This window comes from Kosakonia sp. LAM2021 (genome assembly GCF_016620385.1).
GTDB classification, from domain to species: Bacteria; Pseudomonadota; Gammaproteobacteria; order Enterobacterales; family Enterobacteriaceae; genus Kosakonia; species Kosakonia sacchari.
Genome location: NZ_JAENHT010000001.1, coordinates 565726 through 580027, shown reverse-complemented (window position 1 = coordinate 580027; position 14302 = coordinate 565726). Strand labels below are relative to the sequence as shown.

Sequence of the window (14302 nt, the reverse complement as noted above, 5' to 3'; positions counted from 1 at the left end):
CATCCTCAGGCTCCCATCCACACAAAACGCACCAGCGCAAACAGCGCCAGCGCCAGCGTCGAAGCCAGCCACATCATCTGGATGGTTCGCCCGATGTCATCAACATCAATAACGCGGGTGTCATCGCCAATCCAGGGTTTGTCGACGCGTTCGCCGAAGTAGTCGTTTGGCCCGCCAAGGCGCACGCCGAGCGCACCCGCCACTGTGCCTTCCGGCCAGGCGCAGTTCGGGCTGCTGTGATTGTTCCGGTCACGAAAACCGATACGCAGCGCGGCGCGGGCATTCTGGCGACAACACCAGGCGGCGACGCTCAGCAACAGCCAGCTCAGGCGTGCCGGGATAAAATTGGCGACATCATCCAGCCGGGCGCTGACCATGCCGATGGCGCGGTACTTTTCATGTTTGTAGCCGACCATCGAATCCAGCGTATTGACCGCTTTATAGGCCATTGCCAGCGGCGCGCCGCCGAGCAGCAAAAAGAACAGCGGCGCAATCACCCCATCGACGGTGTTCTCGGCGACCGTTTCCACCACCGCGCGAGTGATTTGCGGCGGCTGCAACTGGCGGGTATCGCGCCCGACGATCCAGGAGAGTTTTTCGCGGCTTTGGGAAAGTAGTCCGTCGCGCAGCGGCTTCTCGACCTCCCGCGCCATGTCCGCCAGGCAGCGGGTGGCAAGCGTGGTGAAAATCATCCACACCTCAACGCACCAGCCAAACCAAGGATGAATGGCGTTCGCCAGCACCAGTACGCCCCAGGCCAGGCTCCAGCTCACGCCGACCACCACCAGCCACATCACGCCGCCGCCCGCGCGCAGCGCGTTATCGCTATGGCAGCAGCGCCGCACCATGCTTTGCAGTAAATTAATCAGCGCGCCAATCCAGCGCACCGGATGCGGCCAGTGCAGCGGGTCGCCCAGCAACCGATCGAGTAAAAATGCTGTCGCCCAGGCAAGCAGTGTCATTGCGCGCTCCTTGCGGCGGCAAACCAGTGGTTGAGCATTTGCGGGCGTTGGGCGAAATGCAGATGCAGATAGCTGGCGAACGTGTTGCCGACCTGCCAGCCGCCCTGCCAGCGTTTCAGCACTTCGCCGTCGCGGGTTTTATGGCAGTCAAGCACCGCCGCCGTTTGTGCGGTGAAATCCGAGTAGTGAAATTCATGACCGCGCAGGGTTTCACCCGCCGCTGCCAGTAAGGTCTGCTGCGTGGCGCGGGCTTCGCAGTAGCCAAAGCGGGTCAGTTTGTTGCCCATCACGCTAAGTCCGGGGATCACATTCGCCATCGGCCATTCGTCGCCGTCCGCGTCACGCAGCGCGGTGCCGAGATACATCAGCCCGCCGCACTCAGCGTAGATCGCCACACCTCGCCGATGCGCCGCGCGGATAGCCTCCAGCATCGGGGTATTTTCTGATAACGCCCGCGCATGCAGCTCCGGATAACCCCCGCCAAGCCACAACATCTGGCATTCCGGCAACTGGCTATCCCGCAGCGGGCTAAAGCGCACAATGTGAACACCTGCGCGTTCCAGTAAATCGAGGTTATCGGGGTAATAAAAATTAAAGGCTTCATCAAAGGCTAATGCCAGCGTCAGCCCTGCGCCTGCAACGGCGTCCGGCAATAGCGGCGTTTGCCCTACGGGAAGGGTCGTGACCTGGCTGAGCGCGAGCAATTGGTCAATATCAAGGGTTTGCTCCAGATGCCCGGCAAAATCGTGCCATGGCCGGGCTTCCACCAATGATTCACGCGCGGTCACCAGACCGAGATGACGCTCCGGTAGCGCAACGCCGGGCGCGGTCGGGACATAACCCAGCACCGGCAGCGCGCAATAGCGTTCAATGGCGTGTTTGAGTAGCTGAAAATGGCTGTCGCTGTTGACCCGGTTAACGATAACGCCAGCAATCGGCAGTTGCGGATCAAAGTGCTGAAAACCCATCACCGTGGCGGCAATGGAGGTCGATACCGCTTTGCCGTCAACGATTAAAATCACCGCAACACCGAGCTGTTTTGCCAGCGCGGCGCTGCTGCAATAATCGGGCTCGGTGCCGTAGCCGTCGAACAATCCCATCACGCCTTCAATAACGGCGACATCGCAGTCAGTGACATGCTCGCAAAAAAGCGCGTTCAGCGTGGGTTCCGCCAGCATAAAGCTGTCGAGGTTGCGGGAGGCAACGCCAGAAACGGCGCTGTGCCAGGCAGTATCAAGGTAATCCGGGCCGACTTTGAACGGCTGAACGCGTAAGCCACGGCGCTTAAAAACAGTGAGCAGCCCCAGCGTGACAGTGGTTTTCCCACAGCCGCTGCCGGTTCCGGCAAGGAGAAAGGCGCTGCACCTGTTAGACATTCCTGACACCCCATTACGGGCGGAAAGCTGAAGTCTCAGGTGCGCGTTTGCCCGGTCTTGCGACCGTACGCTTCTGAGCAACCCACTTCCCACCGAAGTTGTTGATAATGGCCCATCAGGTCGGTCTTCTGGCTTAGCGTCATCCTCACCCGTCCTTCCCGATCTGGCGATCAGTGGCGTTTTCGGGGTTGTCAGCATCACAGCAGCGGGGGCTGCGGGGGGTTTCCACCCCCTTCCCAGCCGCGCAAAAAGCGGCGGCAAAACCTGTTGGCTTATTGCGTCACGGCGCGCAAACAGGGTTCGCGTGCTCATGACATTTCCCCAAAGCGCACTGAATTGCCGCAGGGAAATAAAACTGAAGCAGTTTATCGTCGCGTAAACGCGAGTTTGTTGCGCTATGACAATGTATTGCGCACCCGCTTTTATCAACACCTGATTTATTCAGGTTTCGCCAAACGATTTTTAGCGCCGGAATTGACTCAACGCTGCATGCATAATTCAACCACTTACTCAGGCGGAGCCAGGTAATAACGCTGACGAAAAACGTTTTGCGATATCGGGCCCTTATCTGGCGACGGTAAAAGCCATCTGCGAGTGCAATAACCGGGTATGCTTCGTACCCGGATGGATATATACCGACAGTGGTTAACGCTGGCATTCGCGCGAATGAAGTGACACTATCCGGTTTTATTTTTAAGGGGAAGCACGGTGGCGCAGGCAGCATGTCCCGCATCCTGCGGCGAAATTATCCAGGGCTGGATCCTCGGCGGCGAAAAGCTGGTCTCCTGCCCGGTGGCGTGGTACAGCCACGTGGAGGTCACCACCGGTACGCCGCTTGCCAATGAACGCCCGCTCACCCGCGCGATGCTCAGGCAACTGCTGGCGCACTGGCAACTCCCCGCGTCACTCTCATCAACCCTGCGTATCGACTGCCACTCGACGATTCCGGTAGCGAAAGGCATGGCCAGCAGCACCGCCGATATCGCAGCGACAGCCGTGGCAGCAGCCCGACACCTCAATCAGTCATTGGATGAAGAGACGCTGGCGCAGCTTTGCGTGGCGCTGGAGCCGACCGACAGCACGCTGTTTTCAGGCCTGACGCTGTTTGACCACAACACGGCCGCAACGCGCATTTCCTGTGGCGCGCTGCCGAACACCGAGATCCTGCTACTGGAAAGCCCGCTGACGCTGACGACCGCAGATTATCACCGGATGGCACGCCAGCAGGCGCTGCTGGACAATGCGGAAATACTGGACAGTGCGTGGCAAATGTTACAGCGCGCGTGCGCGCAAAAGAATGCCGCACTGCTCGGCGAAGCCGCAACGCTCAGCGCGATAGCCAGCCAGGCGCTATTGCCGAAACCCGCGTTCACTACCCTGCTCAATCTGGTGGAGCGGTTCGATTTATACGGTCTGAACGTGGCGCACAGCGGGAGCGTGGTGGGTCTGTTTCTTGATTCGGCACGACATGATGTGGAAGCGGTTTGCCGTTTTTTAACGAAGAGTGAGCTGGCGGCGCACTGGCCGAAAAATTATTTGTTGAAGATGGTGGCGGGCGGCGTGAAATAAGGGTGAGAGGCGAACCTCTCACCGCGAGGCATTATTCGGTTTTCGCTTCAACCGACTTCAGTTCGCCCATGGTTTTCAGCTTTTTGGAGATGTCGCGACGCTCTTTCGACAGCTCGGCGTTTTTGATGATGTAATCGTCTACGCGATCTTCGTAGTCGGTTTTCATGCTGGCGATAATGCCCTGAATGGCTTCAACGCTCATGCCAGGTTTGATGTAATCGCTGAGGTTATCCAGCAGCAGTACGCGCTTCTGGTTATCACGGATCTTCTTCTCAACGTCCTGAATTTCACGCTGCAACTTGTTTTTGCGGCGGAACAGACGCACAAACTCCAGAACGTCCTGGAACGAAGGCTTGGTTGTTTCCATTTTTACACCCCTGATAATGTGAGATTCGGATTCGTTAACGCAACAAGCTTAGAGGCAAACCTACCCAAAGCGGTTGCATATGACAATAATTTTTCCTTTTCCCTATCATAACCACAAATCCAGCTGAATCGAAACAACCAGACTGTGTACAGCGGCTATCTGCCGCTTATTTGCGCAATGCCCGGCAGATCAAATGCGATAGCAATTCCAGCTGGCGCGCCAGCTCCAGGCTTAACCAGACGTAACCATGAATAGACGTTTCGACCAGCGCATCACTTTGGTGCTCGCGGCTTAACTGGCGTAACTCGGTGACAATCTCATTGAGCTTTTCTGTGTTTGCCAGAATCGGTTGCGGGTTGCCTTCATACAACGCGTGGGCAATGGTCAGCAACGTCTGCTGCGTCATCTGCTGCGTTTCACGCAACGTACTCGCATTGATCATGACAAAATGGCTGGCACGCGAGCTCCAGTGGGCATTGATCTGCAGCTCCAGCATGCACACCAAATTACGGCTGACGGTCTGGATAGCTTCAAAAATCGCTTTCTGGATATGGGTCTCTTTACTGGCCGGCGTGATTAAGCCGCGCATTTTTACCACGTCATTGAGAATTTTTTGCAGGTGTTTTTCCAGACGCGGCCGCTCCACCAGGTTGCGGGACAACCCCGCCTGATAGACCCGGTTAAAGGCCGTGACATAATTCGCCATCTGAATGCGCCAGTGCAAAAACGCCCGCTGCGGCCAGATGCCGGTGAACAACATGGCCAGCAGCGAACCAATAATGACATCGCCACTGCGCCACAGCGCTGTTTGCATATCCCCGGTAGGCGCGCCGACCACCACCGAGAGCGTCACACCGATAATCAGCGCCTGATAAGGCTTTTTACCGAGCGCCAGCCAGCCGCATATAAACATCGCAACGGCACACCACACCAGCATCACCGGCAAAGAAATCAGCTCCAGCCTTAACGCCACCAGCCCCAGTGCGGCCCCGAAGATGGTGCCGCCGATACGCTCAAAAGCGCGCGGAACAACATTCCCCCAAAAGGAAATTGGCCCCATCAACACCACCAGCGTGATTAATGGCCAGGTACCTTCCGGCACATCCAGCAGGCGGATCAGCAGGAAAGTTAGTACAAAGGCCAGAGCAATGCGCACGCCGTGCACGACGCGATAATGGCGATAAAGACGAATTTCAAAAAGGCTGAGTGATTTGTCGCGGCGCACGGCCGTTCTCCGGGCTAGAAATAAAAAGAGGCGCAATTGTAGGATTTTTCAGTGGCAGATATCACCTTTTAAAACAAAAAAGAGACGCCAGTTTGATCCTGACGTCCCTTTGCATGCGTTTACGGCTTACAGCACTTTCGACTCTACCGGAATATACATCTCAATCTCCCAGTAACCGTCGCGCTGCCCGTCGTTACGATAAATTTCGAAACAGGGTCCGGCCGCAATTTGTAATGCCTGATCGGTGAGCAACTCATCGAAAAAGAGATCCCAACTGGCGGCAAACTCTTCGTTGTAAACCCGCGCCTGCGCCACGGCATACTGGCCGCCCGGAACCTCGGTGGTCATCACCCCTTCGCTGTTGGCTGGCACCTGAAACGCAGCGTCAACGGTGATCGCCACATCCGCCCGCAATTTTTCTGCTGGCACTTCATCCGGGTTGTCGTAATAAACGCAAATCCACTCCAGCGGCTGGATCTGCTTGTTATCAACCCACATCGACAGCTGCGCAAATCCCTGTTTAACTTTCTCGTCCCACGGCCCGACCAGATGAAACCCGGCGATACGGCGTTTTTCACACTGCTTGACTGTGTAGCTCATACTAACTCCCTTAGTGTTACTGTTCGAACATACAGTATAACGGGCAGACCTGTGTCTGCCATCTGCCACCGCTCAATTATGCGAGCAACTTCGCATGCCTTCCAGACTGCGCTTGACGGTATCAGCTTTTATGGTGGAGGTAATCACTCAGACGCGAGAACAAGCCGCCTTTGCCAACGCTATCCAGCGTGACCAGCGGCCAGTGCGCGATCACTTTATCGCGGTCATAAAGCTGGATTTCCCCCACGCGCTGATGCGCAGCCAGCGGCGCATCCAGCTCTTTGCTGTCCAGTACATATTTGGCTTTTACGTTTTGCAGTTCCGCTTTCGGCAGCACCAGCCAGTAATCCTGATCGGTGCCGACATCAACCTGCTCTTTATCCCCGTACCACACACGCTCGCTACCCACTTTTTTACCGTTACGCAGAATTTCCACGGTATTAAAGTTCTGCTGACCCCAATGAAGCAGCTTACGCGCCTGCTCTTCACGACCTTTTGGGCTGTCTGCCCCCATGATCACCGCAATCAGACGACGTTCTCCGTCCACGCTTGAGGCAATTAGGTTAAAGCCTGCGCCAGACGTATGGCCGGTTTTCAGCCCGTCAACGTTCAGTGTCTTATCCCATAACAAACCGTTGCGGTTTTGCTGGGTAATGCCGTTCCACGTCAGGCTTTTCTCACTGTACATATGGTAGAAATCCGGCTCGCCATGAATGATGGCGCGAGAGAGCACCGCCAAATCATACGCAGAGCTGTGCTGACCCGGCGCATCCAGCCCGTGTACGGTTTCAAAATGGGTATCGCGCAGATTCAGCTTCTGGACGTAATCATTCATCATAGCGACAAACTGCGGTTGCCCGCCCGCCACATGATCCGCCAGCGCCACGCAGGCATCGTTACCGGAATCAACAATCAAACCACGGCTTAAGTCACGCACCGTCAGGCGATCGCCCGGTTTGAGGAACATCAGTGAAGAACCATCGAACACCGGGTTTCCTTTTGCCCAGGCGTCTTTTCCGACTGTGACGACATCATCAGCCCTGATGCGGTGGCTATCGATGGCGCGGTCAACCACGTAGCCGGTCATCAGTTTGGTCAAGCTCGCCGGGTTACGTTGCTGATGTTCATTGCCCGCAGTTAAGATTTGCCCGGTGGTGTAGTCCATCAATACCCATGAGCCCGCCTGAATTGCCGGGGGCTGAGGGGCAAAAGGTAAGTCGTCGGCGTAAGCGTGGTTCACGCAAACCGCCAGCAAAGAAGCAGCAAACAAACGGCGTTTCAATGAAATATCCTCAATAGCATCTAAAATCGTCGTTCTTTGTACGGAACTTCGTGTGTCGTTACCTGGTTAAATTGCAAAAAAGTGTGACACAGATCGATTTTAACCACCTGTTTTTGCGAAGGTCTGCGGAAGAATGACCGGTTTTCCTTCGGCACACGCGCCGGGATGGTTTACCATAGAGGGCATATTTACTGACAGGATGAGCATCTGGTGTCTGATTCCGCCGCAACGCCCACTTTTCTCTTTCACGATTACGAAACTTTCGGTACCAGCCCGGCGCTGGATCGCCCGGCGCAGTTCGCCGCGATCCGCACCGACGCGGATTTCAACATCATTGGCGAGCCGGAAGTCTTCTATTGCAAACCGGCGGACGACTATCTGCCGCAGCCGGAAGCGGTGCTGATAACCGGTATCACCCCGCAAATCGCGCGTGCCAAAGGCGAGAACGAAGCGGCTTTCGCTAAACGCATTCACGATCTGTTCACCGTGCCAAATACCTGTGTTCTCGGCTACAACAATGTGCGTTTTGATGACGAAGTGACGCGCAATATTTTCTACCGCAACTTCTACGATCCTTATGCCTGGAGCTGGCAGAACCATAATTCACGCTGGGATCTGCTGGACGTTATGCGCGCCTGCTACGCCCTGCGCCCGGACGGGATTAACTGGCCGGAAAATGAAGACGGTCTGCCCAGCTTCCGCCTTGAGCACCTGACAAAAGCCAACGGCATTGAACATGCCAACGCCCACGATGCAATGGCGGATGTTTACGCCACTATCGCCATGGCGCAACTGGTGAAAACTAAGCAGCCGAAGTTGTTCGACTACCTGTTCAGCCATCGCCATAAGCAGAAGCTGGCGACGCTGATTGATGTGCCACAAATGAAACCGCTGGTGCATGTCTCCGGGATGTTTGGCGCCTGGCGCGGTAACACCAGTTGGGTGGCACCTCTGGCCTGGCACCCGGAAAACCGCAACGCGGTGATTATGGTGGATCTGGCGGGAGACATGTCGCCGCTGCTGGAACTGGATACCGATGCGCTGCGCGAAAGGCTGTATACGCCGAAAGCGGAACTCGGCGATAGCGCGGCGGTGGCGGTGAAACTGGTGCATCTGAACAAGTGCCCGATCCTGGCGCAGGCCAACACGCTGCGTCCGCAGGATGCCGAGCGGCTGGGCATTAACCGCCAGCAGTGTCTGGATAATTTGCAAATCCTGCGCGATAACCCGCAGGTACGCGAGAAAGTATTAGCGATTTTCGCCGAGGCGGAACCGTTTGTCCCTTCCGATAACGTGGACGCACAGATCTACAACGGCTTTTTCAGCGATGCTGACCGCGCCGCGATGAAAATTTTGCTGGAAACCGAGCCGCGTAACCTGCCTGCGCTGGACATCACCTTTGCCGATGCGCGCATTGAAAAACTGCTGTTTAACTACCGGGCGCGTAACTTCCCCGGTACGCTGGATGAGCAAGAACAGCAGCGCTGGCTCACCCATCGCCGCAATGTCTTTACTCCTGAGTTTTTGCAACATTACGCCGAAGCGCTTCAGGCGCTGTTCCAGCAATATGACGGCGACAGCGAAAAACAGGCGCTGTTGAAAGCGTTGTGGCAGTACGCCGAAGAAATTGTCTGAGAGTGCCCTCCCGCTAACGGGAGGGCATCGGCTTACGCCTTCTGCACGGTAATACTCCAGGCGGCGTCGCCAACCTGTTGGTAATCCGTAATGGTGTGGCCCTCTTCCGCCGCCCATTGCGGGATAGCTTCCGTCGCCTGGGTGCAGTCGAACTCAATAATCAGTTCATCGCCGCGGGCCATTTCCGCCAGCGCCGCTTTTGCTTCTATCAGAGGAAACGGGCAAACCTGCGTTACCACGTCCAGTTTTTTTACAGCCATAACAGCTCCTGTAAGTTAAGCCGCAGCCGTCGCCAGTTTCGCTTTGCGCTGCGGACGGACATATAAAAACCATGACGCCGTCCATACGCCAAGGATCATAAATACCAGACCGACCCAGCCCTGCCAGGTCATCATCGCGGTCATCACCAGACCATTACCAATCGAACAGCCACCGGCCATACTGGCTCCCACGCCCATCAGCAGGCCGCCAAACCCGCTGCGTAGCGTGGTTTGTGCATCCGCCGCGCGTACGCGGAATTCACGGCTGGCTTTCGCGGCAATAAACGACCCCAGGAAAATGCCCAGCACCAGGAAGACGCCCCAGTTGAGGAACTTACTCTGCCCCGCCACAAGGAACTGCAAAATGTTGGCGGTTGGTGAGGTAATGCCCAGGCCAAACATACGGCCAGTGGCTTCACTGAGCGGCCACGCCAGCAGTGCGATAAGACCGATAAGTACCGCAGTGACAAAAGGATGCCAGCGCTTTTCAAACAGCAGGTGCGCAAGCCCGGTGCGACGCGGCGGTAATGACGCAATCTTCAGCTTCGGCTTACGCAACTCTCTGGCGACCGCCCACAGCGTGACGGCAAGCAGCAGTGCGATAAAAGGCCAGACGGAAACGCCGAAGGTCTCGGCAATCGAGTTGTGTTCTGTGCTGTAGGTTTTCAGCAGGCTGTTAATGCCGTCAGCATGTGGAGAGCGCATAACCGCGCTCATCACCATATAGGTAAACAGCGCAATCCAGCTCCCGATCAGCCCTTCCCCTGCACGGTACCAGGTGCCAGTCGCGCAACCGCCTGCATAGACAATCCCCAGTCCGAAAATGTAACCGCCAACAACAGTGCCAAGCCACGGGAACGTCCCGGCATTGTATTGCAGCGCTCCGCTCTGGATTAAGGCAAAGACACCCACGCTTTGAATGGCGATGGCAATCAACAGGGCATAAAACATCCGGTTATTTTTGGCGATATACATATCGCGAAATCCGCCAGTCAGGCAGAAGCGCCCACGCTGCATCACAAACCCCAGCAGTGCGCCGCAAATCAATCCACTTAACATCATTGAAAACATAACGGTAGCTACGTCAGAAAAACCAGATCGTGAATTTTCCACGTGCAGCATGGCGGGAACCAATAACGAAATTATCTAACTTAGTTCGACAGGTTATTAATAGGGAGGTAATCGATATAAAAAAGCCGGAGACAAGGCTCCGGCTTCGATGTGCAGAAGAAAATTTACTGCGCGATATCTTCGTACTGCGGCACTGGGTTGCGGAAACTGCGCGTCACACACGCCAGATAAACCAAGCCGATAGCGCCCCAGATAAGACCGAGGATCATTGAGCTTTGCTCAAGGTTGATCCACAGTGCGCCAACCGTCAGCGCGCCGCACACTGGCAGCACCAGATAGTTGAAATGGTCTTTCAGCGTCTTGTTGCGTTTTTCGCGGATCCAGAACTGGGAGATCACCGACAAGTTAACAAAGGTGAACGCCACCAGCGCACCAAAGTTAATCAGCGCCGTGGCCGTTACCAGGTCAAAACGGATCGCCAGCAGCGCGATTGCGCCAACCAGCAGCACGTTCCACGCCGGAGTACGCCATTTCGGATGGATATAACCAAAGAAACGGGTCGGGAATACGCCATCGCGCCCCATTACATACATCAGACGAGAAACACCCGCGTGTGCGGCCATACCGGACGCCAGCACGGTCACGCTGGAGAAAATCAGCACGCCCCACTGGAAGGTTTTACCCGCAACGTACAGCATGATTTCCGGCTGAGAAGCATCCGGCTCTTTAAAGCGGGAGATGTCCGGGAAGTAAAGTTGCAGGAAATAAGAGGCCCCGATAAATACCATGCCGCCGATCAGCGCAGTCAGGAAGATGGCGCGCGGGATCACACGCTCAGCATCTTTGGTCTCTTCAGAAAGGGAAGAGATACCGTCAAAGCCGAGGAACGAGAAGCACAGGATAGTTGCGCCAGTGATCATCGGCACAACATGGGCACCTTCTGACCAGAACGGACGGGAACTTACCAACGTGCCAGCACCTTCGCCGTGGGACACACCGTAGATGATCAAACCAACGATGACGGCGACAATCCCCATTTGCAGGATAACAATCAGGGTGTTGAAGTTCGCCACGGTTTTGATACTGCGCAGGTTGGAGATGGTCATAAAGGCCACCAGCGCCACCACGAAAATCCACGACGGCACCGAAGGCACCAGCGCTTCAAAGTAAATTTTCGCCAGCAGAATGTTGATCATCGGCATGAACAGATAGTCCAGCAGCGATGACCAGCCCACCATAAAGCCAACGGCCGGGGAGATGGATTTCTGGGCGTAGGTATACGCAGAGCCAGCAGACGGGAAGCGACGTACCAGCTTGCCGTAGCTCAGCGCAGTAAAGAGGATAGCGACCAACGCAAAGGCATACGCGGTTGCCACGTGGCCATCGGTCAGGCCAGAGACGATACCAAACGTATCAAACAGCGTCATTGGCTGCATATAGGCCAGGCCCATCATTACAACCGGAATCAACGTAAGCGTCTTACGTAATTCCACGCGAGAGGTTTTTGGAGTAACGTTATGCGTCATGGCGATTCTCCTGAACGGCGAGTGCCGGCGCAAAAGCAAAAAATTGCCCCATTTGTGTTATTTCCTCAGCGACAACGACTGTCGGTTTTTAAATGTGTATCTATCCGGTACGAAGCCCGGCCTCTTTTATTGAATGACGTTTGTGCTTGCAAAAAAAATAACCGACGGATTAACGTCGGCTAGTCTCTTCATTTTTTTGCAGCGGCGTATTTTGCACCATCCTGAAGCAGGATGACAATACGCTAAGGCCTTCCCTGCACTGTTTATGCAACTAAGTGCATGAATTTTAGGCTATCGCTGAATTATTAAACATTTTAATAGCACTAATTGCTAAAAAATTACGCCAGCGGCATCTGCGCGGGATCCGGATAAAGATATTCAAAACCCAGTTCGTGACAGATACGGTTGCCGTCGATGATTTTTCCCTTCTCATCATCGCTGCGCGACGCGGTGAAGGTAGGCGGCGCCAGGCCAAGCTGTCGCGCCATTGCCGGGTAGAAACTTTCGCGAGACGGATGTCCCGGCGCGCAGAGATTATAGATGTGCCCGCCTTTCGGCGCCTGCAGCAGCAACGTAATCGCGGCGACGACATCTTCGAGATGCACCAGGTTAACGCCGTGCTGACCGTTAGGCGCGGTTTTTCCGGCCAGAAAACGCCCCGGATGGCGCGCCGGTCCTACCAGCCCTGCCAGGCGTAAAATATCCACCGATGTGCCGGGCAAATTATGCAGCCAGTCTTCCAGCTCTTTCAGCACCCGTCCGCTTGCGGTGACGGGCTGGCGCGGCGTGTTTTCTTTAATGATGCCGGGTGCATCGCCATAAACAGAGGTGGAACTGGTAAAAATAATGCGCGGTATGCGATAAGCCAGCGCGCTATCGACAATCTCCTGCATCGCTTGCAAGTAAAATTCTTCGCCGGGGCCACTGCGACGCGCCGGGAGGGTGATGACTAACGCATCGACCTGCATCAGCGCATCCAGATCCTCCGATTCACAAACTAATTCTGGTTCAAGGTTGAGCACATAACTTTCGATGCCGCACATGCGCGCCGCCTCGACGCCATCCTGGCTGGTTTTACTGCCGGTAACTTGCCAGCCTCGCGCCGTTAATGACAGTGCCAGCGGCATTCCCAGCCATCCTAATCCAATAATCGCGACCTTTTTCATGCCTCTCCCCTGCACTCTCGCTTCCACCTGTTTAAGGCTACGCCAGCCAGTGATAACTGACAATTCATAGAACGAATATGAAATGATTTAATGATAAAAAAAAGCCCTTGCCTTGGGCGACCAAAGTGGTTTACGTTAACTGACAACTTATGAATAAACATTCATCGAGAATTTTATGACCCGCGTTCAATTTAAACACCACCATCATCACCATCATCCTGACTAGTCTTTCAGGCGATGTGTGCTGGAAGACATTTGGATCTTCCAGTGGTGCATGAACGCAGAGAAAGCCCCCGGAAGATCTTCTTCCGGGGGCTTTTTTTTGAACCAAATTCAGCAGGATAAAAGAGGACAACAGAATGTTAGACAACTCGCGTTTACGCATAGCTATTCAGAAATCCGGCCGCCTGAGCGAAGATTCACGCGAATTACTGGCCCGCTGCGGGATTAAAATTAACCTGCACACCCAGCGTCTGATCGCCCTGGCGGAAAATATGCCGATTGATATTCTGCGCGTACGCGACGATGACATTCCGGGCCTTGTGATGGACGGTGTCGTTGATTTGGGCATCATCGGCGAAAACGTGCTGGAAGAAGAGCTGCTGACCCGCCGCGCACAGGGTGAAGACCCGCGCTATTTCACCCTGCGTCGCCTCGATTTCGGCGGCTGCCGCCTGTCGCTGGCAACCCCGGTTGACGAAAGCTGGAACGGCCCGCAAGCGCTGGACGGTAAACGTATCGCCACCTCTTATCCGCACCTGTTAAAACGCTATCTCGATCAGAAAGGCGTCTCTTTCAAATCTTGTCTGTTAAATGGTTCTGTTGAAGTCGCCCCGCGTGCGGGTCTGGCGGATGCGATTTGCGACCTGGTGTCAACCGGCGCGACGCTCGAAGCCAATGGTCTGCGCGAAGTGGAAGTGATTTACCGTTCGAAAGCCTGCCTGATTCAGCGCGACGGTGAAATGACCGATGCCAAACAGCAGCTTATCGACAAACTGCTGACCCGTATTCAGGGTGTTATTCAGGCGCGCGAATCGAAATACATCATGATGCACGCGCCAAGCGAGCGCCTGGAAGAGGTCATCGCCCTGCTGCCTGGCGCTGAACGCCCCACTATACTGCCGCTGGCGGGCGATCAGCAGCGTGTGGCAATGCACATGGTGAGCAGCGAAACCCTGTTCTGGGAAACCATGGAAAAACTGAAGGCGCTGGGGGCGAGTTCCATTCTGGTGCTGCCGATTGAGAAGATGATGGAGTAAGACC

At 55.3% G+C, this 14302-nt stretch carries 14 protein-coding genes, 1 riboswitch and 1 other annotated feature; of the genes, 4 read left to right on the top strand and 10 right to left on the bottom strand.

What is annotated here, in order from left to right; translation table 11 throughout:
- Positions 1 to 5 precede the first annotated feature (5 nt).
- Both cbiB and JKP81_RS02600 read right to left on the bottom strand, forming a co-directional pair.
- Positions 6 to 962, bottom strand: coding sequence for an adenosylcobinamide-phosphate synthase CbiB (cbiB, locus tag JKP81_RS02605; protein ID WP_200550502.1), 957 nt, complete (start codon positions 960 to 962; stop codon positions 6 to 8).
- The gene (locus tag JKP81_RS02600) at positions 959 to 2338 is read right to left on the bottom strand and encodes a cobyrinate a,c-diamide synthase (RefSeq protein WP_200550501.1); all 1380 of its coding nucleotides are present in this window, start codon (positions 2336 to 2338) and stop codon (positions 959 to 961) included. Before JKP81_RS02600 ends, cbiB begins: the two co-directional genes overlap by 4 nt.
- Before the next feature lie 100 nt (positions 2339 to 2438).
- Positions 2439 to 2621, bottom strand: a riboswitch (cobalamin riboswitch).
- Between the two features lie 425 nt (positions 2622 to 3046).
- Between JKP81_RS02600 and JKP81_RS02595 the strand changes: the two genes are divergently transcribed.
- Positions 3047 to 3907 (top strand): L-threonine kinase, encoded by an 861-nt coding sequence (locus tag JKP81_RS02595; protein ID WP_200550500.1) that lies wholly within the window; start codon positions 3047 to 3049, stop codon positions 3905 to 3907.
- A 31-nt stretch (positions 3908 to 3938) separates the two neighbouring features.
- Here JKP81_RS02595 and JKP81_RS02590 read toward each other — a convergent pair whose 3' ends face one another.
- The 4 genes from JKP81_RS02590 to dacD all read right to left on the bottom strand — a co-directional run bounded on the left by JKP81_RS02590 (position 3939) and on the right by dacD (position 7381).
- Positions 3939 to 4274 carry a DUF496 family protein gene (locus JKP81_RS02590; protein WP_017458442.1) on the bottom strand — a complete coding sequence of 112 codons (336 nt, stop codon included), beginning with the start codon at positions 4272 to 4274 and terminating at the stop codon, positions 3939 to 3941.
- A 166-nt stretch (positions 4275 to 4440) separates the two neighbouring features.
- Positions 4441 to 5499: an FUSC family protein gene (locus JKP81_RS02585; RefSeq protein WP_200550499.1), complete on the bottom strand. Its 1059-nt coding sequence runs from the start codon at positions 5497 to 5499 to the stop codon at positions 4441 to 4443.
- Positions 5500 to 5625: 126 nt separating this feature from the next.
- On the bottom strand, positions 5626 to 6099 hold the full coding sequence (gene sbmC, locus JKP81_RS02580) for a DNA gyrase inhibitor SbmC (RefSeq protein ID WP_200550498.1): 474 nt from the start codon (positions 6097 to 6099) through the stop codon (positions 5626 to 5628).
- Positions 6100 to 6220: 121 nt separating this feature from the next.
- The gene (gene dacD / locus JKP81_RS02575) at positions 6221 to 7381 is read right to left on the bottom strand and encodes a serine-type D-Ala-D-Ala carboxypeptidase DacD (RefSeq protein WP_200550497.1); all 1161 of its coding nucleotides are present in this window, start codon (positions 7379 to 7381) and stop codon (positions 6221 to 6223) included.
- Between the two features lie 210 nt (positions 7382 to 7591).
- Here dacD and sbcB point away from each other — a divergent pair, with 210 nt between their 5' ends.
- Complete coding sequence (gene sbcB / locus JKP81_RS02570; RefSeq protein WP_200550496.1) at positions 7592 to 9016, top strand: exodeoxyribonuclease I; 1425 nt, start codon at positions 7592 to 7594, stop codon at positions 9014 to 9016.
- 32 nt (positions 9017 to 9048) lie between these two features.
- On the opposite strand, the gene tsuB is transcribed toward sbcB, so the two are convergent.
- The 4 genes from tsuB to JKP81_RS02550 all read right to left on the bottom strand — a co-directional run bounded on the left by tsuB (position 9049) and on the right by JKP81_RS02550 (position 13039).
- Positions 9049 to 9276, bottom strand: coding sequence for a thiosulfate utilization sulfurtransferase TsuB/YeeD (gene tsuB / locus JKP81_RS02565; protein ID WP_020454267.1), 228 nt, complete (start codon positions 9274 to 9276; stop codon positions 9049 to 9051).
- A 15-nt stretch (positions 9277 to 9291) separates the two neighbouring features.
- The gene (gene tsuA, locus JKP81_RS02560) at positions 9292 to 10347 is read right to left on the bottom strand and encodes a thiosulfate utilization transporter TsuA/YeeE (RefSeq protein WP_200550495.1); all 1056 of its coding nucleotides are present in this window, start codon (positions 10345 to 10347) and stop codon (positions 9292 to 9294) included.
- Positions 10348 to 10511: 164 nt separating this feature from the next.
- Positions 10512 to 11873 (bottom strand): APC family permease, encoded by a 1362-nt coding sequence (locus tag JKP81_RS02555; protein WP_200550494.1) that lies wholly within the window; start codon positions 11871 to 11873, stop codon positions 10512 to 10514.
- A gap of 338 nt (positions 11874 to 12211) precedes the next feature.
- Positions 12212 to 13039 carry an SDR family oxidoreductase gene (locus JKP81_RS02550; protein WP_200550493.1) on the bottom strand — a complete coding sequence of 276 codons (828 nt, stop codon included), beginning with the start codon at positions 13037 to 13039 and terminating at the stop codon, positions 12212 to 12214.
- Between the two features lie 175 nt (positions 13040 to 13214).
- On the opposite strand from JKP81_RS02550, the gene hisL reads away from it, so the two are divergent.
- Both hisL and hisG read left to right on the top strand, forming a co-directional pair.
- Positions 13215 to 13265, top strand: coding sequence for a his operon leader peptide (gene hisL, locus JKP81_RS02545; protein ID WP_001364200.1), 51 nt, complete (start codon positions 13215 to 13217; stop codon positions 13263 to 13265).
- Positions 13241 to 13363, top strand: a sequence feature (His leader region). Its footprint overlaps the gene before it by 25 nt.
- Positions 13364 to 13398: 35 nt before the next feature.
- Positions 13399 to 14298 carry an ATP phosphoribosyltransferase gene (gene hisG / locus JKP81_RS02540; RefSeq protein WP_086873109.1) on the top strand — a complete coding sequence of 300 codons (900 nt, stop codon included), beginning with the start codon at positions 13399 to 13401 and terminating at the stop codon, positions 14296 to 14298.
- The last annotated feature ends 4 nt before the right edge of the window (positions 14299 to 14302 follow it).

Bases quoted from the DNA above. Each gene is read 5' to 3' on its own strand.
- cbiB (WP_200550502.1), bottom strand. From the start codon at position 962: ATGACACTGCTTGCCTGGGCGACAGCATTTTTACTCGATCGGTTGCTG.
- JKP81_RS02590 (WP_017458442.1), bottom strand. From the start codon at position 4,274: ATGGAAACAACCAAGCCTTCGTTCCAGGACGTTCTGGAGTTTGTGCGT.
- JKP81_RS02555 (WP_200550494.1), bottom strand. From the start codon at position 11,873: ATGACGCATAACGTTACTCCAAAAACCTCTCGCGTGGAATTACGTAAG.
- JKP81_RS02550 (WP_200550493.1), bottom strand. From the start codon at position 13,039: ATGAAAAAGGTCGCGATTATTGGATTAGGATGGCTGGGAATGCCGCTG.
- tsuB (WP_020454267.1), bottom strand. From the start codon at position 9,276: ATGGCTGTAAAAAAACTGGACGTGGTAACGCAGGTTTGCCCGTTTCCT.
- hisG (WP_086873109.1), top strand. From the start codon at position 13,399: ATGTTAGACAACTCGCGTTTACGCATAGCTATTCAGAAATCCGGCCGC.
- sbmC (WP_200550498.1), bottom strand. From the start codon at position 6,099: ATGAGCTACACAGTCAAGCAGTGTGAAAAACGCCGTATCGCCGGGTTT.
- tsuA (WP_200550495.1), bottom strand. From the start codon at position 10,347: ATGTTTTCAATGATGTTAAGTGGATTGATTTGCGGCGCACTGCTGGGG.
- JKP81_RS02600 (WP_200550501.1), bottom strand. From the start codon at position 2,338: ATGTCTAACAGGTGCAGCGCCTTTCTCCTTGCCGGAACCGGCAGCGGC.